The following is a 20,452-nucleotide window of genomic DNA, read 5'->3' on the forward strand; positions in this document are numbered from 1 at the left end:
CTAGCCTCGGTCGTATGAACGAGGAACTGGCCGTGGCGCTGGCCGTCGTCGAGCGCGATCTCAAGGCGACGTGTGCGGTGCAGCCGATTGTCCGTGAGGAGTTGGACTTCGACGAGGAGCCGCTGGTCGTGCTCTACGAGGCCGATGGCTCGGGGGTGGGGATCGCGGTGCCGGAGGGCGCCGCTCCCGCCGAGCAGGTGGCGAGTCTCGCGGAGCAGGTGAAGGACTGGGCGGTGGAGGCGCTGGCCGCGCAGTTGCTGCCCGCGACGTGGCCGGAGTGCCCGGACCATCCGGCGTCGCATCCGCTGGACGCGGCGGTGACCGGGGGTGTGGCCGTGTGGTCGTGCCCCCGGTCGCGGCGGGTGGTGGCGCCGGTGGGCGCGCTCAGGGAGCTGGGTGCGCCCGGGGTGCGGCGGCGGGGCGTCAGTTCTTGAGGCGTACGAGGTTGGGGTGGGTGGTGGCGGCGGCGCCCCGGTCCGGGGTGTGGGGGCGGGGGTCGGCGAGGCCGAAGCTGGTGAAGGCGGTGCGGTCCGGCAGCGGGTAGGGGTTCTTGCCGGTGAGGGTGTTGAGGATGGTGGCGCTGCGCCAGGCGGCGAGGCCGAGGTCGGGGGCGCCGACGCCGTGGGTGTGGCGTTCGGCGTTCTGGACGTAGATGTTGCTGCCGGTGCCGGTGACGGAGGGGTCGAGGACGAGGCGGTACTGCTCGTCGATGCGGGGGCGCTCGGAGGAGTCGCGTCGCATATAGGGGTCGAGGCCGGCGAGGAGCTGGTCGAGGGGGCGTTCCTTGTAGCCGGTGGCGAGGATGACGGCGTCGGTGGTGATGCGCGATCGGGTGCCCTGCTCCAGGTGTTCCAGGTGGAGTTCGACGCGGGTGGCGCCGACGCGTCCGGCGGTGCGGACGGCGACGCCGGGGGTGAGGACGGCGTCGGGCCAGCCGCCGTGGAGGGTGCGCTGGTACAGCTCGTCGTGGATGGCGGCGATGGTGTCGGTGTCGATGCCCTTGTGGAGCTGCCACTGGCCGGGGACGAGGCGGTCGCGGACGGGTTCGGGCAGGGAGTGGAAGTAGCGGGTGTAGTCGGGGGTGAAGTGTTCCAGGCCGAGCTTGGAGTACTCCATGGGGGCGAAGGCGGGGGTGCGGGCCAGCCAGTGGAGTCGTTCGGCGCCGGGCGGGCGGTGCCGGAGCAGGTCGAGGAAGACTTCGGCGCCGGACTGTCCCGAGCCGATGACGGTGATGTGGTCGGCGGCGAGGAAGCGGTCGCGGTGCAGCAGGTAGTCGGCGGCGTGGACGACGGGGACGGTGGGGGCGTCGGCGAGGGGCCTGAGGGGTTCGGGTACGTAGGGGGCGGTGCCGACGCCGATGGCGATGTTGCGGGCGTGGGTGCGGCCGAGGGCTTCGGCTTCGCCGTCGGAGTCGAGCTGGGTGAAGTCGACCTCGAAGAGGTTCCGTTCGGGGTTCCAGCGGACGGCGTCGATCTGGTGGCCGAAGTGGAGTGCGGGCAGGTTCTCGCTGGCCCAGCGGCAGTAGGCGTCGTACTCGGCGCGCTGGATGTGGAAGCGCTCGGCGAAGTAGAAGGGGAAGAGGCGTTCGCGGGCGCGCAGATAGCTGAGGAACGACCAGGGGTTCGCGGGGTCGGCGAGGGTCACCAGGTCGGCGAGGAAGGGGACTTGGAGGGTGGCGCCGTCGATGAGGAGGCCGGGGTGCCAGTGGAAGGAGGGCCGCTGTTCGTAGAAGGCGGCGTCGAGGCCGTCCAGGGGCTGGGCGAGGGCGGCGAGGGACAGGTTGAACGGGCCGATGCCGATGCCGACCAGGTCGCGGGGTGCGGTGGGGGCGGTGGGCGCCTGGGGCGGCCGGTCGGGCAGTTCGGGCGTCGCCGTCATCGGGGAGTGGTTCCTTCCACGAGCGTGAGCAGGGCCGCGAGGTCTTCGGGGCGGGTGTGTGGGTTGAGCAGGGTCACTTTGAGCCAGCGGCGGCCGTCGAGCTGGGCACGGCCGAGGACGGCGGTGCCGTCGTTCAGGAGTTTCCTCCGTACGTGGGCGATGTGGTCGTCGTCGGCGTCGGCGGGCCGGAACAGGACGGTGCTGATGGCCGGTTTGTCGTACAGCTCGAAGCCGGGGTGGTCGGCGACGAGATCGGCGAACTCTCTCGCATGGTCGCAGACTTGGTCGACCAGGTCACCGAGCCCGGCGCGGCCCAGGGCCTTGAGGGTGACGGCCATCTTCAGGGCGTCGGGGCGGCGGGTCGTGCGCAGGGAGCGGCCGAGGAGGTCGGGCAGTCCGGCTTCGGTGTCGTCGTCGGCGTTCAAGTAGTCGGCGCGGTGGCTGAGGACGGCGGTGTCGGCGCGGTCGCGGACGGTGAGGAGTCCGGCGGCCGCCGGTTGCCAGCCCAGTTTGTGCAGGTCGAGGGCGACGCTGTCGGCGCGGTCGAGGCCGTGCAGCTTGGTCCTGTGGGTGTCGCTGAAGAGCAGGCCCGCGCCGTAGGCGGCGTCGACGTGCAGGCGGGCGCCGTGGGCCGCGCACAGGTCGGCGATGTCCGTGAGCGGATCGATGAGACCGGCGTCGGTGGTGCCCGCGGTGGCGGCGACCAGGAAGTGGCCGCGCCGGCCCGGGAGTTCGGTGAGGGCCTCGTCGAGGGCGGCGGGGTCGAGTACGCCGACGGGCGCGGGCACGGTGACGGGCTCGGGCAGGCCGAGGAGCCAGGCGGCGCGGCGCAGCGAGTGGTGGGCGTTGGCGCCGACGAGGAGGTGCAGGGGGTGGCCGTGGGCCGCCGCTCGTTCGCGGGCCAGGAGCAGGGCGAGCTGGTTGGACTCGGTGCCGCCGGTGGTGATGAGGGCGTCGCCGCCGTCGCCGTGGACCTCGGTGGCGAGTGCCTCGGTGAGGAGTGCTTCCAGGGCGGACGCGGCGGGGGCCTGGTCCCAGGAGTCCATGGACGGGTTCAGGGCGGACGCGGCGAGGTCCGCCGCCACCGCCAGGGCCAGGGGTGGGCAGTGCAGGTGTGCCGCGCACAGGGGGTCCGCGGGGTCCGCCGCGCCCTCGCCCACCGCGGCCACGAGCGTGCGCAGCGCCTCCTGCGCGCCCGTGCCCCGCTCCGGCAGGAGGTCGCCCGCCGCCTCCCTGACCCTCGCCGTCACGGCGTCCGGGCCGCCGGGGGGCAGGGGGCCGCCGCGGGCCTCGGCGCCCGCCGCCAGTGCGTCGAGGACCGTGGCGAGCAGCGGCCTCAGGGCGTCGGGGCCCTGGGGGCCTCCGGCGAGGGGCGGGGGGCTGCTCATGGCTGTCCTCCGGGTGTGCGGGTGGGGTCACCAGCCTGTACGGACGGTGGACGGCATGCCCGGGAAGCCCAACGATCGAAACCCGAAAGGGGTATTGGGGGTGGGGGAGTTTGCGGTGGGGTGGGGGTGAGTGTTAGGGCGCGGGAGCCTTGCCGGGGGGCTCCCCAACCCCGCCCCTTCCCGAAACCGGGGGCTGCGCCCCGGGCCCCCGCCAAGGGGGGTGGGTGTCCCGGGCGGGTGGGACGGTCCGCCGCCGGATCGGCGCTTCGCGCCTCGTCCTCAATCGCCGGACGGGCTGGAACAGCCCCGCAGGGCCTATCCCAGCCGCACCGCCGCCCCCTCCCCCACCTCCCCCTCCACCTCGAGCACCCACACCTCGTTGGCCCCTTCCCGCAGCACCGGCCCGGGCACGTGCAGGCTGTGCTGCGGACCGACGCCCCAGTAGCGGCCTAGGCAGAAGCCGTTGATCCAGGCGAAGCCGCGTCCCCAGCCGGGGAGTTCGAGGGCGGCGTCGCCGGTGCCGCGCACGTCGAGGGTGCCGCGGTAGAGCCCGACCGGCCCGGGGGGTGAAGGGTCGGCCGGGAGGGCCCGTACGGCGTCGGCGGAGTCGAAGGCGCCGAGGGGCAGGCCCACGGCCCGCACTCCGTGCACGTACTGCCGTTCGTGCAGGACACCTCCGGTGATGCCCTTGGGCTCGCCGAGGCGGGGCCCGTAGTTGACGCGGCCGAGGGATTCGGTCCAGAGGGTCACGCGGGCGGGGCCGGGGACGGGTTCGGGGAGGGTGGGGGTCTCCTCGGTGAGGACTCCGGCGCGGGTCCCGTCGACGTACGTGACGGCGCGGTCGCGCAGGCCACGGACGCTGAGGGGGTAGGGCTGACGGGGCCCGGGCAGGTCGAGGGTGTAGCGGACCAGGCCCCGGTCGACGCCGAGCTGCTCGAAGGTGGGCGGGACGGCGTGCTCGGTCTCGGGGGTGCCGAGGTGGTCGGCGACGGTGTCGAGGGGCACCCAGTCGGTGAGGCGGGCCGTGGCGGGCGCGGCGAGGGTGGCCGGGGGCGGGGGCACCTCGGGCAGGGGCCCCTGGGCGTAGGCCGCGAGGATCTCGCGGAAGAGCCAGAACTTCTCGGTGGGGCGGCCGCGTTCGTCGATGGGGGCGTCGTAGTCGTAGGAGGTGACGTCGGGTTGGAGGGCGCCGTCGTGGAGCCCGCCGCCGAGGGGGGTGCCGTCGGACGCGGTGTCGTCCGCCCGGTTGGCGCCCGCCCAGCCCGCGAAGTTGGTGCCGCCGTGGGCCATGTAGAGGTTGACGGAGGCGCCGCGGTCGAGGATGTCGCGGAGGGCGGCGGCCGCGTCGCGCGGGGCGCGCAGGACGGGTTCGGCGCCCCAGTGGTCGAACCAGCCGCACCAGAACTCCATGCACATCAGGGGGCCCTTGGGGCGGTGGCGGCGCAGGGTGGCGAAGCCGTCGCGGGCGGCGGAGCCGAAGTTGACGGTGGCGAGGACGCCGGGGACGCTGCCGCCGGTGAGCATGTGGTCCTCGGGGCCGTCGGAGGTGCACAGCTCCGCGGTGACGCCGTGGGCGAGCAGGAGGTCGGCGAGGCGGCGCAGGTAGACCTGGTCGGAGCCGTAGCTGCCGTACTCGTTCTCGACCTGCACCATGATGACGGGGCCGCCGCGGTCGTGTTGACGGGACACGACCTGGGGCAGCAGGCGGGCGAACCAGCGCTCGACGTGCGCGAGGTAGGCCGCGTCGCGGGTGCGGAGGCGGCCGCCGACCTCGGCGGTCAGCCAGTGCGGCAGGCCGCCGTTGTCCCACTCGGCGCAGATGTAGGGGCCGGGGCGGACGATCGCCCACAGGCCCGCGGCGTGGGCGGCGTCGAGGAAGCGGCCGAGGGCCGTGATGTCGTGGAGTTCGCCGGGGCGTGGTTCGTGCAGGTTCCAGGGGACGTACGTCTCGACGCAGTTGAGGCCCATCGCCCGCAGCATCGCGAGCCGGTGCCCCCACTGGGCCTCGTGCACCCGGAAGTAGTGCAGCGCTCCCGAGAGCAGCCGCACCGGCCGTCCGTCCAGTTCGAAGTCGTCCGCGCCCACCCGGAAGCTGTCGCCGCGCGTGCCGGTGCCGTCGTCTGCCACGTGGTGGCTGGCGTCCATCGTGTCCCTCCCGATCACTACTGCGGCCACGATTGCCTCTGGCGGGCGGCACGGTCCATGGACAAAGATCGAGCCGGGTTGGACGCAGCGATCCGACGAGAGGGGCGGCAGCGGATGTACCACACGTGGATGCGGTATTTCACGCCGAGCCCGGTCCATCACCGCCTCGGCCTGGTGTGTCTGGGCGTGGGCCTGCAGCACGGCACGCTGCCCGCCGTGGGGCCCCGCACCCTGGACCACCACGTGGCCCTGGTGATCAGTTCGGGCGGCGGCTGGTTCCGGGCGCCGGACGGGCGCCGCCGGACGGTCACGGCGCCCGCGTTGATCTGGCTGTCGCCGGGGGTGCCGCACCACTACGGCGCCGATCCGGAGACGGGCTGGGACGAGTGCTTCGTGGACTTCACGGGGCCCGCCACGACGACGTACACCGAGCTGGGCTACATCGAGCCGGACCGGCCGGTGGTGCCGCTCGCCGACCCGGACGGGGCGCGTGCCGTCGTCGGGCGCATCGCCCGCGCCGCGCGCCGGGGCAATCCGCTGCTCGAGGTCGAGACGAGCGCCGCCGTCCATGAGCTGCTCGTGGCGCTGCGCCGGGCCCGCGCCGACATCGCGCCGGACGGCGACCCGGTGCTTCAGTCCCTGGCCAGGGACGCGTTCAAGGCGCTGTCGGTGACCGAGCACGCGGCCCGGCACGGCATGACGCCCGCGGAGCTGCGGACGGCGGTTCGCCGGGGGGCGGGGTGCAGCCCCAAGGACTATCTGCTCGGCATCCGGCTCGGCCGCGCCAAGGAGCTGCTCGCGGCGACGGAGCTGCCGGTGGCCGCGGTGGCCCGGCGGGTGGGCTACGACGATCCGGCGTACTTCTCGCGGCTGTTCACGCGGCGTGTCGGCATGGCGCCGGTGCGGTTCCGGGAGCAGCAGGGGCGGGCCGTGCCGGGGGGCTGGTCGCAGCAGGTGCCGGACCCGGAGCGGCCGCCGACGCTCACGTCGCTCGACGGCACGGCCGCTTCGGGTGGCGCGGGTGCGGGCACGTAGGCTCGGCTGCCATGACCACACGCCACACCAGTGACGACAGCGGCGCGGCCGGGGCCGGTGCGGGGGACGCCGTGGACCCCGCGGTGCGCGCGGAGCTGTCCCGGCTGCGCGACAGCATCGACAACATCGACGCGGCCGTCGTCCACATGCTCGCCGAGCGCTTCAAGTGCACCCAGCAGGTCGGCCATCTCAAGGCCAACCACCAACTGCCGCCCGCCGACCCGGCGCGGGAGGCCCGGCAGATCGCGCGGCTGCGGGAGCTGGCGGAGAACGCGAAGCTGGATCCGGCGTTCGCGGAGAAGTTCCTGAACTTCATCATCGCGGAGGTCATCCGCCACCACGAGAGCATCGCGGACGGCTCCCGCTGAGGTTCCCTCCCCGCGTCGGCGCCCCCGTCGCGGGGACACCCACTCCCAGCCGCCGGGCCCGATCGGGCACCATGGCCAGATGCCCGCACTGACGCGCGACGAAGCGCAGACCCGAGCCCAGTTCCTCGACGTCCGGCGGTACGAGATCGCCCTCGATCTCACCACCGGCGAGGAGACCTTCGACTCCCGCACGGTGATCACGTTCACGGCCGCCGCGGACGGGGACACCTTCGTCGAGCTGAAGCCCGCCCAGCTGCGTTCCGTCACGCTCGACGGCGCCCCGCTCGACCCCGCGGACCTGGCCGACAACCGGCTGCCGCTGCGGGGCCTCGCCGCCGGCGAGCACGAGCTGCGCGTCGACGCGTCGATGCGCTACTCCCGCACCGGCGAGGGCATGCACCGCTTCACCGACCCGAGCGACGGTGAGACGTACGTCTACACGCAGTTGTTCATGGAAGACGTGCAGCGGGTGTTCGCGGCCTTCGACCAGCCCGATCTGAAGGCGGTGTTCGCGCTCACCGTGCGGGCCCCCAAGGGCTGGACGGTCCTGGCCAACGGTGTCACCGAGCAGGTGGGGGCGGGCGAGTGGCGGGCGGCGCCCACGCCTCCCCTTTCGACGTATCTCGTGGCGGTCGCCGCGGGGCCCTGGCACTCGGTGCGCACCGAGCACCGGGGGCTGCCCTTCGGCCTGCACTGCCGTCGCTCGCTGGCGCCGCACCTGGACGCCGACGCCGACGAGCTGTTCGACATCACGCGGGCGTGCTTCGACCGGTACGAGGAGAAGTTCACCGAGCCCTACCCCTTCGACTCCTACGACCAGGCGTTCGTGCCCGAGTTCAACGCGGGCGCCATGGAGAACCCGGGGCTTGTCACCTTCCGTGACGACTTCGTGTACCGCTCGGCGGTCACCGACACCGAGCGGCAGATCCGCGGCATGGTCGTCGCGCACGAGATGGCGCACATGTGGTTCGGCGACCTGGTGACCCTGCGGTGGTGGGACGACATCTGGCTGAACGAGTCGTTCGCGGAGTACATGGGCTATCAGACGCTGAGCGAGGCGACGCGTTTCACCACCACCTGGGTCGACTTCGCCGTCGCCCGCAAGCCGTGGGGCTACGACGCCGACCAGCGCCCGTCCACGCACCCCGTCGCGCCGGACCCGGACGCGGTGCCCGACACGGCGTCGGCGATGCTCAACTTCGACGGGATCTCCTACGCCAAGGGCGCGAGCGCGCTGCGTCAGCTCGTCGCGTGGCTGGGCGAGAAGGACTTCCTCGCGGGCATCAACGCGCACTTCGCGCGCCACAGGTTCGGCAACGCCACGCTCGCCGACTTCATCGACAACCTCGCCTCGGCCACGGACCGCGACGTGCACGGCTGGGCCCGGTCGTGGCTGCGGACGACCGGCGTGGACGCGTTCACACCGACGGTCACGCACGGCGGCCGGGAGTGGACGCTGACCCTGGAGCGGGACGGCAGCCGTCCGCACCGGGTGGCGGTCGGTGTGTTCGACCGCGATCTGTCGGACGGCAAGGCGCTGGTGCTGCGCGAGCGGTACGAGACGGACGTGCCGGGGCAGGAGCCCGCGGCGGCGCGCGACGGGGGCAGGCCCGCGCTGATCGTGCCCAACGACCACGACTTGACGTACGCGAAGATCCGCCTTGACCCGGTGTCCCGGGAGACCGTCCTCACGTCCCTCTCGGGGGTGCCGGACGCGCTGACGCGGGCGGTGCTGTGGAACGCGCTGCGCGACATGGTGCGCGACGGCGAGCTGGCGCCCGGCGTGTTCCTGGCGGCGGCGCGGGCGCATCTGCCCGCGGAGAGCGACCTGGCCCTCGTCTCCGGTGTGCTGCCGTTCGCGTCGGCCGTCGTCGCCGGGCGCTACACCCCGCCGGACGGCCGCGGCGCCGCCCTCGCCGTCCTGGACGCGCTGTGCCAGGACGTGATCCGTCGCACGGAGGACGGTTCGCACCCGGGGCTTCGCCTGGTGGCGGTGCGGGGGCTCATCGACGCGGCGACGCAGCCCGAGCCGCTGACGACGTGGCTGTCGCAGGGGGCCGTGCCCGGTGGGCCCGAGCTCGACCCCGAGCTGCGCTGGCGGGTCCTCGGGCGGCTCGCGGTGCTCGGTGCGACCGACGAGGACGCCATCGCCGCCGAGCTGCGCAGGGACCCGAGCGCGACCGGCAGGGAAGGGGCCGCGCGCTGCCGGGCGGCGCTGCCGGACGCGGACGCCAAGCGGGCCGCGTGGGACGCGATGTTCGGCTCCGACGAGCTGTCCAACTACTTGTTCACCGCGACCGCGCAGGGGTTCTGGCAGCCCGAGCAGGACTCGGTCGTCCACACCTATGTGCCACGGTTCTTCGAGGACGCGGTGGCGCTCGCCGCCCGCCGCGGACCTGCCATCGCCGAGGCCGCGGGACAGTACGCGTTCCCGGTGTTCGCCGTCGACGAGGACACCCTGCGCCTGGGCAGGCAGTGCCTGGAGCGCACCGATGTGCTGCCCGCGCTGCGCCGTCGGCTCGTGGACCAACTGGACGACCTGGAGCGGGCGTTGCGGGTGCGCCGGGGCGCCGAGGGGGCGTGAGGCGGGCGCGGCGGGCTTGGGTCCTGCGACCTAGGTCCGCCGGACCAGGAGGGCGTGGGTCATCTACTTCCTGGTGATGATCCGGCGGGCCCGGTCCGCCGCCTAGGGTCGGTGGTGATCAGAGCCGGGCCGGGGGCATGCGCCCCCGGCCCGGTGTCGTCCCGACCTCAAGGAGCCCTCTGTGATCGTCGTGACCGGTGCCACCGGAAACGTAGGCCGCGCTCTCGTCGCCCAGCTCGCCGCCGACCAGGTGCCGGTCCGCGCCCTGACCCGGGATCCGGCCCGCGCGCGGGTGCCGGCCGGGGCCGAGGTGGCGCGGTTCGCGGGGCCGGGCGAACCCGCCGCCATGGCCGCGCAGTTCGAGGGCGCGACGGCGCTGTTCCTGCATCTGGTGGCGGGCGGCGAGGACACCCCGGCGCTGCTCGCGGCGGCGCGGGACGGCGGCGTCAAGCATGTCGTGGTGCTCTCGTCGATCATCGTCGACCACGACGCCGCCGCCGAGCACCCCATCCACGTCGTGCACTCCGCGCTGGAGCGGCACGTCCGGGAGAGCGGGCTCGGCTGGACGGCGCTGCGGCCGGGCGCGTTCAGCACCAACGCGTTGCAGTGGGCGCCGCAGGTCCGCGCGGGCGACACGGTCCGCGGGCCGTTCGGCGACGCCGTGTCCTCGCCGATCCACGAGGCCGACATCGCCGCCGTCGCCGCCGTGGCGCTGCGCGATCCCGCCGGGCACGCCGGCGCCGTCCACTCCCTGACCGGCCCGGAGGGCGTCACCACGCGGGAGCAGATCCATGCCGTGGGCCGGGCGGTCGGCCGGGAGCTGCGGTTCGAGGAGATAGCGCCCGCCGAGGTGCCCGCGGAGATGTTCCCGCACGTCGCGCCGGAGATGCTCCCGGCCCTCCTTCGGGCCCTCGGTGACAGCGTCGGCACGGAACCGGACCTGACGACGGCGGTGCGGGACGTCACGGGCCGTCCGGCGCGGACCTTCGCGCGCTGGGCCGAGGACCACGCGGACGACTTCCGCGCGTCGGCGTAGGCGAATCGGCGGGTACGGGAGCGGCTGGCGCGCCGACACGTCCCAGGGCGACCTGACGGGTCCGGGAGCCACGCCCCCGGACCCGCCCGGACCCGCCGGACCCCGAACCCGCCGAACCCTCCCTAGACCTCCCGCACCTCGAACGCGTCGAGCACGAACTCCGCCTTCCCGTCGTCGCCGACCTTCCGCAGCCCGACCCACGCCTCGCCGTCCGCGGGGGCGGTGAACTCGTAGGACAGGGTGGTGGGGGCGGTGGCCACGGGCAGGGCCTCGCGGGACAGTTCGCGCGCGTCGGGCTCGTCCACCGCGGTCACCCACGCGTACTGCCCGGCCTTCTCGTTCTCGTACCGGAACGACACCCGGTAGCGCTTGCCGCCCTCGAAGCGGACCGTGTGCGGCACCGTCCGGTAGACGAGGCCGTCGTTCTCGCCGCGGGACTTCAGGGACTGGGTGCCGTCCACGACGTCGTCGACGGCCTTGCCGTTCCAGCCGCGCTGGGTGTACGGGGCGTGGCGCTGCGCGATGTGGGTGCGGGGGTCGGTGGCTCCCCCGGCGTCGCCCTTGACGAACGGCCCCCAGCCCTGCGGTACGTCCTCGAAGTCCTCGTGGGCGAGGACGCCCCGGCCGAGCGGGGCCCTCGCGCCGACGGCGACGACGCGCACGTTGTCGAAGCGCACCCGGGCGTCCCCGGCGACGGCGCGCAGCGCGAGCCGCACCGGGCCGCCGCCCTCGGGGACGGTGAAGCGGGTGAACAGGCGCTGGAAGCGGGTGCCGTGCTTGCGGTCGGCGGCGACGAAGTTGCCCGCGGTGGAGGTGTGCGTCCAGTTGGCGGCGGTGACGCCGTCGGCGGTGCGGACCTCCAGGGCGGCGCGGCGCCGCTGTCCGGCCTTCTCCCCCACCTCGACCTGCACGGACGCCACATAGGTGCCGGGCTTGAGGCGGCGCAGGCGCTGGCTGACGGAGGCCGCGGCACCCGCGGCGAGGACGAGTTCGTAGTCGCCGAGCTTGCTGCGCTCCACCGACGCGGGGCCGCTGACCTGCCAGGCGTCCAGGTCGCCCGCGTGGAAGCCGGGGTCGCGCAGCGCGGTGCCCTGGCCCCAGTCGGGGTCGGGGGCCCGGCGGACGCGGGTGCGGTGGACGACGTAGGGCTGCTTGGCGTCCGCGTCGAGGGTGATCTTCCCGGCGCGCACGGGGACGTCGGCGACGAAGACGCGGCCCTGGTCGGTGAGGCGGTACAGGGCGACCTTGCGGGCGCCCGCCCAGCCGCGGGGCAGCGTCCAACTGGTCTTTCCGCCGCCGGGGTTGAAGTGGTAGAGCTTCGCGGGGTCGGTGGCCCGGCGCGGCTCCCAGGGCAGCAGATAGCTTCCGCCGTCGTAGACGAGGTGGCCGCCGGTGGTGATGCGGCGCGTGCCGCCGTCGGCGTCGGACACGGAGGTGGCTCCGGCGCCGAAGAACGTGATCTCGTGCTCGCCCCAGGTCTTGATGGGCTGCGCCTGGAGGTACTTGGCGGGCAGCGCGTGCGTCCAGATCAGTTCGTAGAACGTCGTCCAGTCGGTCTTGCCGGTCCAGCCGGTGAAGTTGCCCATGCGGGCGATGCCGAGCAGCGAGGGCCACTTGTCGGCGAAGACGTCCTTCTGGTGGTGGCGGATGAAGCGGATGAGCTGGGAGTTGATGCCTCGGGAGGTGTCGGGGCCGTAGTCGGTCTCGGTCGCCCAGTGCGACCACAGGGCCGAGCGTTCGAAGCCGTGGCCCCATTCGCTGGTGACCATCCAGCCCTGCTCGCGGAAGGTGCGCTGGAGGCGGTCGGAGGTCCAGCCGGACTCGCGGAACACGTCGATGTAGAGGGTGTTGAGGGCCGGGTGCGCGTCGCGGCGCAGGTCGGCGAAGCGGCGCACGATGTCGCCGGAGACCAGGTCGCGGCGCTGGTCGATGCGGTAGCTCTGGTCGAGCCAGTCCCACTGCTCGTTCTTCTTGTCGACGAGCGTGTCGGAGAAGGCGTTGGCCACGGGGTAGGACTCGGTGGCGTTGACGTGGACGCCGAAGTCGCTGTTCCACTCGGAGCCCTCGCGGACCAGGGTGTTGAGGTCGGCGAGGCCGCCCGCGCGCTGGTTGTAGTTGCCCGCGTAGTCGGGGTGCGCGGAGTCGTGGCCCTCGGACTGGTAGCCCTTGAGGAGCGTGTACTGGCGCAGCCCGTCGGTGGCCAGGTGGATCCGCTTCACGTCGTCGAGCGTCGTGAGGAACGGGTTGGTGGCCTGCGAGGCGAAGTTGAAGGGGATGTGAGGGACGACGCGGAGGTGCTGCTCGTCCGCGCCGAGCGGGTTCACCATGATGTCGCGGAAGGCGATGGCGGCGTCCTGCCAGTCGACCTTGCCGTCGCCGTTGCGGTCGCCGGTGATGACGACGGTCGCGTACGGCAGGGGTTCGGTGGCGCCGGCCGGGGAGGTGGCGGCGCGGTGCGTCCACTGGCCGGGGGTGAGGCGGGCCTCGACGTGGGAGTCCTTGCGCACGGTCTGGCGCCACAGCCGGCCGTTCTCCCAGTTGGTCTCCGAGGTGGGCTTGTCGTAGACGGTGTTGGTCTCGACGGCGCCGCCGAGCCTGTCGTGGGCGAGCACCGCGTACGCGCAGCCGCTGGCCGCGTCCGCCGGGGTGTCCGGCGTGAGCTTCACCAGGGTGTCGCCGCTCTTGGCCTTGTCGAGCTGCACCTTGGCGGCGAGCAGCGCGGCGCCGGGCTGGTCGCTGCGCACGGACAGCAGGGCGAGGCCGGGGATTCGCAGGGTGCCGACGCGCAGGGCGGCGGTGTCGGCGATCTTCGTGACGCGCCAGTGCACCTGGCGGCCCTTGACCGCGATCTCCACGTCGACGCGGGTGCCGCCGTCGAGGGTGAGGGTGTACGCGGCCCGGTCGCCGCGCACGTCCGCGGTGACCTTCGGCGTGTGCTCCTTGTCGTCGATGAGGAGTGTGCTGACGGGGTCGGGCTGGCCGTGCAGGACCGCGCGGCTCTTCCGGTCGGTGTACGACACGACGCGCGGGAAGCCGGTGGCGACGCGCACCTCCAGGGCGGCCGAGCGCAGGATCGCCTCGTCCGCCGCCGCGCGGGCGGCGGACGAGGCGGAGGGGGCCGCGTGCGCGGAGCCGGTGCCGACTCCGACGGCGGCCCCTATCCCCGCGATCGCTCCCGAGGCGACCACGGCTCTGCGGCTCGGTCCGGAACCTGAACCGGATGTCTCTGACGGCAGCATGAACGCACCCTCCGTGGAACCGAATTTGTGACGGTCACGATGCGTCGGGTGGGGTGAGGGCGCCCATGGACAAAGGTGGGAGAGGTGTTGGACTAACGTCCGGGCCCTCGCGGGGCGCCCCAGGCCCGCCCCTTCTCCGAAACCGGGGGCTGCCGCCCCCTGGACCCCCGCTTGTCGGCGCTGCGCGCCTCGTCCTCAAACGCCGGACGGGCTGGGTACTCGGGTGGGTGTCCCGGGCGGGTGGGACACGCCTCCGCCGGATCGGCGCTTCGCGCCTCGTCCTCAAACGCCGGACGGGCTGGGTACTCGGGTGGGTGTTCCTGCGGGTGGGACGGGCTGGGGCGTTGCCGGGTGGGGGCTACCCCGCCGTCCCCTGCCCGTACGGCAGTACGGCCCGTACCTCCCAGCCCCCCTCGGGCGACGGTCCCGCCGTCAAGGTGCCGCCGAGTGCCGTGGCCCGTTCCTCCAGGCCGGTGAGGCCGAACCCTCCCCGCTCGCCGGAGCGTTCAGGCGGCTGTCCGCCGTCGTCGGCGACCCGCACCTCCAGGCCGCCCTCGACGACGCGGACGCCGACGCGCACCGCCGAGACGCCGGTGGCGTGTTTGCGGACGTTCGTCAGGGCCTCGCGGACGATGTGGTGGGCGGTGGCGGCGAGATCGGCCGGAAGCCGCTCCTGAAGGGCCTGTTCCACATGCACGGTGACCGGAGGGCCGGTGCGGGTGAACGTCTCGGACAGCTCGCGCAGCTCGGCGAGCCCGGCCACGGGCACGGTGCGGGCCTCGCCCTCGCGCAGGACCCGCACCAGGCGCCGCATCGCGCCGAGCGCCTCGTCACCCGCGTCCGCGATCCGCACGAAAGCGCTGGTCGCGGCGGAGGCGCCGACCTCGGTGAAGGACGCGGCGCGGGCCTGTACGACGATTCCGGTGACGTGGTGGGCCACCAGATCGTGCAGTTCCCGGGCGAGTTCGAGGCGTTCGGCGGCGCGCACGGCCTCGATGTCCCGGACGCGCTGTGCCTGCTGGGCGCGTAGAAGCAGGGAGAAGGCGCTCACCACGGCGGCCAGCGCGGAGAACAGGAGCGTGAACCGGCCCGGTGAGGCGTCGCGCACCGGCGCGGCCACGCAGGCGAGCGCGAGCAGCGGCCCGAGCACGGCGGCACGCCGTGCGGGCAGCCGCAGCAGGACGCCGGTGAGGAGCACGAGCAGCGCGATGGCCTCGCCCATGCCCCAGACGATCTGCGGCCGGGCGCTGACGAACACGTACAGGGTGGCGGCCCAGGACACGCAGGCGGCGAGCCAGGCGCGGGTGGCGAGGGCCGGGCGGGCCCAGGGGACGGCGCACAGACAGCAGAGGATGCCCGCCGTCCAGACGGCGGCGCGCGGCCCGGTGGGCTGGCGGGCGAGGGTCAGGCCCTCGACGGTGACGAGCAGGACGAGGACGGCGGCGAGCAGCAGGCGGGCGGCGGTGCGGCGCGCGGGGTGCCGGTCGAGCAGGCGCGCGTACCGGTCGAGGATCGCGGTGGTCACGGCGTGCGGGTGGCGAGGCCGGACTCCCAGGCCCAGGCGGCGATCTCGACGCGGTTCCTGGCGTCGAGCTTGGCCTGGACGTTCGCGAGGTGGGACTTGACCGTGGACAGGGAGACGAAGAGTTCGGCGGCGATCTCGTTGTTGGTGCGGCCGCGGGCGAGGGCGCGCACGACGTCCTGCTCGCGCTGGGTGAGGGGTTCGGAGGGGGCGCGGGGGCCGGGTCCTTCCGTGACGGCGGGGGTCCCTGCGGCCAGCTCCCGCAGCAGTCGTACGGTGATCGCGGGTGAGACGAGCGCGTCGCCGACGGCCGCCGCGCGCACGGCCTCCACCAGCATGGCGGGGCTCGCGTTCTTCAGCAGGAAGCCGCTGGCGCACCCGTGCAGCGCCGCGTGCACGTACTCGTCCAGGTCGAAGGTGGTGACGATGACGACGCGGGGGCGCACTCCGGCGCGGGCGGCCAGGCGGCGGGTGACCTCCAGGCCGTCCAGGCGCGGCATGCGGATGTCGAGGAGCAGCACGTCGGGGTCGTGGCGGGTGACGGCGGCGAGCGCGGCCTCGCCGTCGGTGACGTCGGCGAGCACCTCGATGTCGGGCTGGCTCTCCAGGATCATGCGGAAGCCGGTGCGGACCATGTCCTGGTCGTCCGCGATGACCACCGTGATCGCCATGTGCCGCCGTCCGCCCTTGCCGCTCCTGTCTCGTACGCCCCCGAGTGTCCCATATATGAGCATACGAAGCGGGGCCGGGTCAGCCGTGACCCGGCCCCGCGACGGCTCAGCCGTTCACCTCACGGGCACCTTGGGCACCCTGGGCGCCCGGGGCGTCAGAGCTGGTCAGAGCTGGTTGGCGTGCTTGGTTATGTCGGCCGCGAAGGTCGAGACCTCGGTGTAGACACCGGGGAACTTCGGGCGGGCGCAGCCGTTGCCCCAGCTCACGATGCCGACCTGGATGTACTGACCGGCCTCGTCCTTGCGGAACATGGGGCCGCCGGAGTCGCCCTGGCAGGTGTCGACGCCACCCACGTTGAGCTTGCCCGCGCAGATCTCCTCGCCCGGGATGATGTCGCCGCTGTAGGCGGCCTGGCAGTCGGCGTCGCTCACGAAGGGCACGGTGGCCTTGAGCAGGTAGCGCTGCTGCGCGCCGCCCTCGCGGTTGGCGCCCCAGCCCGCGACGGTGAAGTTGCCGTTGTTGTACTTGGTGGTGGTGGCTATCTTCAGCGTGGGCTGGTTGATCGGCTTGGCGAGCTTGATCAGCGCCCAGTCCTTGCCCTTGCCGTTGTAGCCGGGGGCCTGCAGGACCTTGGTGGACTTGACCTTGACCGCACTGGAGCTCTGCAGGTCGACGACGCCGCCGGTGGCGGTGATGGAGGTGTTGTTGCCCGAGCCGTCGACACAGTGCGCGGCGGTCAGGACGACGTCCTTCTTGAGCAGGGAGCCGCCACAGCCCATCGAGAGCCGGACCATGAACGGGAACTCACCCTGCGCGGCACGCACACCGCCGACGACACGCTCGCCGGGGTTCGGGCCGGGGTGAGGGGCCGCCTGCGCGACGACGGGCTGCAGGCTGGCGACACCGAGGGCGACCGACCCGAGGACGGCGGCTCTCTTGACTCCACGGAACTTCGTCTTCAACTTCTTGCCCCTTCGTGGGAGTTGTGGGGGGTTGCGCACGCGGCGGGCCCATGCCGCACGCGCCAGAGGCGCTGCGTGGCATGAGCCCGCCAAGCGTTGTTGGATTATGAGGAGGGCCACACACGGGCGACAAGGGGCGGTTTTCGGCCAGGCGTTGGGTTCCGGGCTGGTTACCGGTGCGAACAACCCCCGTACAGTGGGGACGAATCGGACGGTGCTCAGGGGGTGGGGGCGTGGCGAACGGCGGTCCGGTGGAGCACGGCTATCCGCATCTGGAGACGGTGCACGCGGCCATCACCGCGCTGTACCGACGACTCTCGTACGACACCGTGCACACCTTCGACACCAGCGTCGCCCCGGCCGACGTGGCGTTCTGCGACCAGGACGACCTGTACCTGGGCGCGCAGCGGGTGGCCCGCGAGATGGTGCGGCATCTGCGCCTCCCGGACGCCCGCATGATCGTGTCGTTCCGGGAGATGCGGCACGCGGCGTCCGTCGAACTCGCCGCGGGGCCCGAGTACTTCATCGAGCTGAACGACCGTTTCCGCACGCACCGCAGGGACATCGGCGCGGCCCTCGCGCACGAGGTGATGCACGTGTACCTGCACCGCCTCGACCTGACGTTCCCGGGCACGCGCGACAACGAGATCCTGACCGACACGGCGACCACGTACCTGGGCGCGGGCTGGCTGCTCCTCGACGCCTACCGCGAGGACAGCGCCTCGTCGCAGAAGCTCGGCTATCTGACGCCGGAGGAGTTCGGCTACGTCCTCGCCAAGCGCTCCCTCGCGTTCGGCGAGGCGCCCGAGACCTGGTTCACCAGCCCGCAGGCGTACACGGCGTATACGAAGGGGCTCGCCCGGGCCCGGCAGGACGAGCAGCAGCCCCCGCTGACGGCGGCGGGCTGGGCGGGCCGGCGGCGGTACGCCAAGGACCGGCGCTACGCCCAGGACCACGGCACGGCGACGGGGCCGGGCGCCGGGCGGTCCGGTGGCCCGTACGCCTTCTCGCGCCCGGACGGCACCGGCCCGCTGCGGGTGTCGTTCCCGTGCCCGACCTGCCGCCAGCGCATCCGGGTGCCCGCACGGGGCCGGATGCGGGCGCGATGCGGGCTGTGCCGGACGGTGCTGGACTGCGATACGTGAAACGCGCGCGCGACATGGGCGAGTTGACGGTGATCCGCGCGAGTCGACGGCGACACATGGCGTTCAGCGGTGATCCGCGCGACTCAACGACGACACATGCCGCCCGCCGGTGATCCGCGCGACTCAACGACGACACATGCCGCCCGCCGGTGATCCGCGCGACTCAACGACGACACGAGAACGGGGTGGGCGTACGCCCACCCCGTCACCTCTGCCTCAGGTGTCCCTGAGCCGCCCGCGGACTACGCGGCGTCGCGGCTCCGGCCGCCCCGGCGGCCGCGGCCGCCGCGACGTCGGGCACCGCCGCCCGCGCCACCCGCTCCCCCGGCCCCGGCGCCCGCGCCCGCGCCCGCGGACCTGCGCTGCGCGGGGGCCTTGCGCTGCGCCACGACCTGCACGGGCGGCGCGATGACGACCGGCACGCCGGAGGGCTCCCGCGCCCCGGTGATCGTGACCAGTTCCTCGGAGGACGAGCGGACGGCGACGGCCTCCGGCTTGATGCCCGCGTCGGACATGAGGCGGGCCACCTCGCGCTTCTCCTCGGGCAGGACGAGCGTGACGACGCGCCCGGACTCGCCCGCGCGCGCGGTGCGGCCGCCGCGGTGCAGGTAGTCCTTGTGGTCGACGGGCGGGTCGACGTTCACGACCAGGTCGAGGTCGTCGACGTGGATGCCGCGCGCGGCCACGTTGGTGGCGACGAGCGCGGTGACCTCACCGCTCTTGAACTGCTCCAGGGTGCGGTTGCGCTGCGGCTGCGAGCGTCCGCCGTGCAGCCCGGAGGCCCGCACTCCGCTGGCGAGGAGCCGCTTGGTGAAGCGGTCCACGGCGCGCTTGGTGTGCAGGAACAGGATGACGTTGCCGTCGCGGGCGGCGATGCGCAGGGCGACCGCCTTCTTGTCCGTCTCGTCGGCGACGTACAGGACGTGGTGCTCCATCGTGGTCACCGCGCCCGCGGAGGGGTCGACGGAGTGCACGACGGGGTCGCTCAGGTAGCCGCGGACGAGGCGGTCGACGTTGCGGTCCAGGGTCGCCGAGAACAGCATCGTCTGGCCGCCCGGCTCCACCTGCCCGAGCAGCGCGGTGACCTGGGGCAGGAAGCCCATGTCGGCCATCTGGTCGGCCTCGTCGAGGACGGTGACGCGGACCTGGCCGAGGGCGCAGTCGCCGCGCTCGATGAGGTCCTTCAGACGGCCCGGGGTGGCGACGAGCACCTCGACGCCGCGGCGCAGCGTCGCGGCCTGCTTGTTGATCGACAGACCGCCGACGACGGCGGCGACGCGCAGGTTCACGGACGTGGCGTACGGCGCGAGGGCGTCGGTGACCTGCTGCGCCAGCTCGCGGGTGGGGACGAGGACCAGGGCGAGCGGCTTGCCGGGCTCGGCGCGACGGCCCGCGGTGCGGCCGAGGAGCGCCAGGCCGAAGGCCAGGGTCTTGCCGGAGCCGGTGCGGCCGCGGCCGAGGACGTCACGTCCGGCCAGGGAGTTCGGCAGGGTCGCGGCCTGGATCGGGAAGGGCGTGGTGACGCCCTGCGCGGCGAGGGTCTTCAGAAGCGCCTCGGGCATGTCGAGGTCCTCGAAGCCCTCGACGGCGGGCAGCGCGGGGGTGCGGGTCTCGGGCAGCGCGAAGTCGGCGGGCGCGGTGCGCGCCGGGGCGGGGCGGGGGGCCTTGCGGCCGCCTCGGCCGCCGCCGTTCACCGGGCGCTTGGCGCCGCCCGCGTTCCGGGTGCCACCGGCGCCGCCGCCGTTCCGCGAGCCGCTGGTGCCGCCCGCGTTGCCGGTGCCCTTCCGGCCGGCGTCGCCCGATGCCTGTCCGCGGGAGGCCGAGCCGGCACCGCCACGGGTGCTCTGGCCTGCCGAGCCGCGGGGGGCTGAGCCTGCCGTGCGGTCATTCGATGAGCGCCGACGGGCGGGGCGCGCGGGACGGTCGGGGCGATTCATGGGCAAGCCTTCCTGGCCGGTGACAGCACACAAGCCGGGACCCGCACCGTGGTGGTGCGGGCCCCGGCTGCGAGGTTCGCGAGAAGCGACGATCAGGCGGGAACGATGTTCTCGGCCTGCAGGCCCTTCTGGCCCTGGGTCACCTCGAAGGAGACCTTCTGGCCCTCCAGGAGCTCACGGAAGCCGGAGCTGGCGATGTTGGAGTAGTGGGCGAAGACGTCGGGGCCGCCGCCGTCCTGCTCGATGAAGCCGAAGCCCTTTTCCGAGTTGAACCACTTCACGGTTCCAGTTGCCATGTCAATCTCCTCAACAGGGGCAGATTAAGGAGAGCCACGGAATTGTGGTCCTCCCAGCGCTGCAAGGACCCCCATCCGGAGAGACCGGGGTCCGGCCCGCAAAAGAGCCGGAAAAACAAAATAATGCGCCCTCGGAAGCATTCCGTCAGGCGCACATAAAGTTCATGGGTACCAAAACTGCAACGGTTAACCTTAACATGCGCCCGGCCCCCGCAGGCAGGAGCCTTCCAGGGACCGGGTCGACG

General features: G+C 73.4%; 15 protein-coding genes. 6 read left to right on the forward strand and 9 right to left on the reverse strand.

Translation table 11 applies throughout. The features are described from left to right. Positions 1–14: 14 nt before the first annotated feature. Positions 15–434: a hypothetical protein gene (locus ACZ6BG_RS01330; protein ID WP_468995158.1), complete on the forward strand. Its 420-nt coding sequence runs from the start codon at positions 15–17 to the stop codon at positions 432–434. Here the strand turns inward: ACZ6BG_RS01330 and ACZ6BG_RS01335 are convergent. The 3 genes from ACZ6BG_RS01335 to ACZ6BG_RS01345 all read right to left on the reverse strand — a co-directional run bounded on the left by ACZ6BG_RS01335 (position 424) and on the right by ACZ6BG_RS01345 (position 5,411). Then, the gene (locus tag ACZ6BG_RS01335; protein ID WP_468995162.1) at positions 424–1,878 is read right to left on the reverse strand and encodes a lysine N(6)-hydroxylase/L-ornithine N(5)-oxygenase family protein; all 1,455 of its coding nucleotides are present in this window, start codon (positions 1,876–1,878) and stop codon (positions 424–426) included. The genes ACZ6BG_RS01330 and ACZ6BG_RS01335 overlap by 11 nt on opposite strands. Next, positions 1,875–3,266: a pyridoxal phosphate-dependent decarboxylase family protein gene (locus ACZ6BG_RS01340; protein ID WP_468995165.1), complete on the reverse strand. Its 1,392-nt coding sequence runs from the start codon at positions 3,264–3,266 to the stop codon at positions 1,875–1,877. The genes ACZ6BG_RS01335 and ACZ6BG_RS01340 overlap by 4 nt, the downstream gene beginning before the upstream one ends. 315 nt (positions 3,267–3,581) lie before the next feature. Then, entirely contained in the window at positions 3,582–5,411 is a 1,830-nt protein-coding gene (locus ACZ6BG_RS01345; RefSeq protein ID WP_468995169.1) for a glycoside hydrolase family 35 protein, read from the reverse strand. 114 nt (positions 5,412–5,525) lie between these two features. Between ACZ6BG_RS01345 and ACZ6BG_RS01350 the strand changes: the two genes are divergently transcribed. The 4 genes from ACZ6BG_RS01350 (at position 5,526) to ACZ6BG_RS01365 (ending at position 10,434) form a co-directional block, all read left to right on the forward strand. Next, positions 5,526–6,446, forward strand: coding sequence for a helix-turn-helix domain-containing protein (locus ACZ6BG_RS01350; protein WP_468995172.1), 921 nt, complete (start codon positions 5,526–5,528; stop codon positions 6,444–6,446). Positions 6,447–6,457: 11 nt separating this feature from the next. Further along, positions 6,458–6,814, forward strand: a complete 357-nt coding sequence (locus ACZ6BG_RS01355; RefSeq protein ID WP_468995175.1) for a chorismate mutase — start codon at positions 6,458–6,460, stop codon at positions 6,812–6,814. A gap of 79 nt (positions 6,815–6,893) precedes the next feature. Beyond that, on the forward strand, positions 6,894–9,398 hold the full coding sequence (gene pepN / locus ACZ6BG_RS01360) for an aminopeptidase N (protein WP_468995178.1): 2,505 nt from the start codon (positions 6,894–6,896) through the stop codon (positions 9,396–9,398). 181 nt (positions 9,399–9,579) lie between these two features. After that, positions 9,580–10,434: an NAD(P)H-binding protein gene (locus ACZ6BG_RS01365; RefSeq protein WP_468995181.1), complete on the forward strand. Its 855-nt coding sequence runs from the start codon at positions 9,580–9,582 to the stop codon at positions 10,432–10,434. Between the two features lie 122 nt (positions 10,435–10,556). On the opposite strand, the gene ACZ6BG_RS01370 is transcribed toward ACZ6BG_RS01365, so the two are convergent. From ACZ6BG_RS01370 to ACZ6BG_RS01385, 4 genes are all read right to left on the reverse strand, one after another. Beyond that, positions 10,557–13,673, reverse strand: coding sequence for an endo-alpha-N-acetylgalactosaminidase family protein (locus ACZ6BG_RS01370; RefSeq protein WP_468995183.1), 3,117 nt, complete (start codon positions 13,671–13,673; stop codon positions 10,557–10,559). Between the two features lie 358 nt (positions 13,674–14,031). Further along, positions 14,032–15,198: a sensor histidine kinase gene (locus ACZ6BG_RS01375; protein WP_468995186.1), complete on the reverse strand. Its 1,167-nt coding sequence runs from the start codon at positions 15,196–15,198 to the stop codon at positions 14,032–14,034. Next, the gene (locus tag ACZ6BG_RS01380) at positions 15,195–15,866 is read right to left on the reverse strand and encodes a response regulator (protein ID WP_468995190.1); all 672 of its coding nucleotides are present in this window, start codon (positions 15,864–15,866) and stop codon (positions 15,195–15,197) included. Before ACZ6BG_RS01380 ends, ACZ6BG_RS01375 begins: the two co-directional genes overlap by 4 nt. A 165-nt stretch (positions 15,867–16,031) precedes the next feature. After that, positions 16,032–16,829, reverse strand: a complete 798-nt coding sequence (locus ACZ6BG_RS01385) for a S1 family peptidase (protein WP_468995193.1) — start codon at positions 16,827–16,829, stop codon at positions 16,032–16,034. Positions 16,830–17,062: 233 nt separating this feature from the next. Here ACZ6BG_RS01385 and ACZ6BG_RS01390 point away from each other — a divergent pair, with 233 nt between their 5' ends. Continuing rightward, complete coding sequence (locus tag ACZ6BG_RS01390) at positions 17,063–17,974, forward strand: hypothetical protein (RefSeq protein ID WP_468995196.1); 912 nt, start codon at positions 17,063–17,065, stop codon at positions 17,972–17,974. 242 nt (positions 17,975–18,216) lie between these two features. On the opposite strand, the gene ACZ6BG_RS01395 is transcribed toward ACZ6BG_RS01390, so the two are convergent. Together ACZ6BG_RS01395 and ACZ6BG_RS01400 are read right to left on the reverse strand one after the other, a co-directional pair. Then, entirely contained in the window at positions 18,217–19,911 is a 1,695-nt protein-coding gene (locus ACZ6BG_RS01395) for a DEAD/DEAH box helicase (protein ID WP_468995199.1), read from the reverse strand. Positions 19,912–20,003: 92 nt separating this feature from the next. Next, positions 20,004–20,207 (reverse strand): cold-shock protein, encoded by a 204-nt coding sequence (locus ACZ6BG_RS01400; protein WP_030362889.1) that lies wholly within the window; start codon positions 20,205–20,207, stop codon positions 20,004–20,006. Positions 20,208–20,452: the final 245 nt, after the last annotated feature.

The organism is Streptomyces sp. NPDC041205 (assembly GCF_055591765.1).

Excerpts from the sequence above, each read along its gene's own strand:
- ACZ6BG_RS01330 (WP_468995158.1), top strand. The coding sequence starts at position 15 with ATGAACGAGGAACTGGCCGTGGCGCTGGCCGTCGTCGAGCGCGATCTC.
- ACZ6BG_RS01335 (WP_468995162.1), bottom strand. The coding sequence starts at position 1,878 with ATGACGGCGACGCCCGAACTGCCCGACCGGCCGCCCCAGGCGCCCACC.
- ACZ6BG_RS01340 (WP_468995165.1), bottom strand. The coding sequence starts at position 3,266 with ATGAGCAGCCCCCCGCCCCTCGCCGGAGGCCCCCAGGGCCCCGACGCC.
- ACZ6BG_RS01345 (WP_468995169.1), bottom strand. The coding sequence starts at position 5,411 with ATGGACGCCAGCCACCACGTGGCAGACGACGGCACCGGCACGCGCGGC.
- ACZ6BG_RS01350 (WP_468995172.1), top strand. The coding sequence starts at position 5,526 with ATGTACCACACGTGGATGCGGTATTTCACGCCGAGCCCGGTCCATCAC.
- ACZ6BG_RS01355 (WP_468995175.1), top strand. The coding sequence starts at position 6,458 with ATGACCACACGCCACACCAGTGACGACAGCGGCGCGGCCGGGGCCGGT.
- pepN (WP_468995178.1), top strand. The coding sequence starts at position 6,894 with ATGCCCGCACTGACGCGCGACGAAGCGCAGACCCGAGCCCAGTTCCTC.
- ACZ6BG_RS01370 (WP_468995183.1), bottom strand. The coding sequence starts at position 13,673 with ATGCTGCCGTCAGAGACATCCGGTTCAGGTTCCGGACCGAGCCGCAGA.
- ACZ6BG_RS01380 (WP_468995190.1), bottom strand. The coding sequence starts at position 15,866 with ATGGCGATCACGGTGGTCATCGCGGACGACCAGGACATGGTCCGCACC.
- ACZ6BG_RS01395 (WP_468995199.1), bottom strand. The coding sequence starts at position 19,911 with ATGAATCGCCCCGACCGTCCCGCGCGCCCCGCCCGTCGGCGCTCATCG.
- ACZ6BG_RS01400 (WP_030362889.1), bottom strand. The coding sequence starts at position 20,207 with ATGGCAACTGGAACCGTGAAGTGGTTCAACTCGGAAAAGGGCTTCGGC.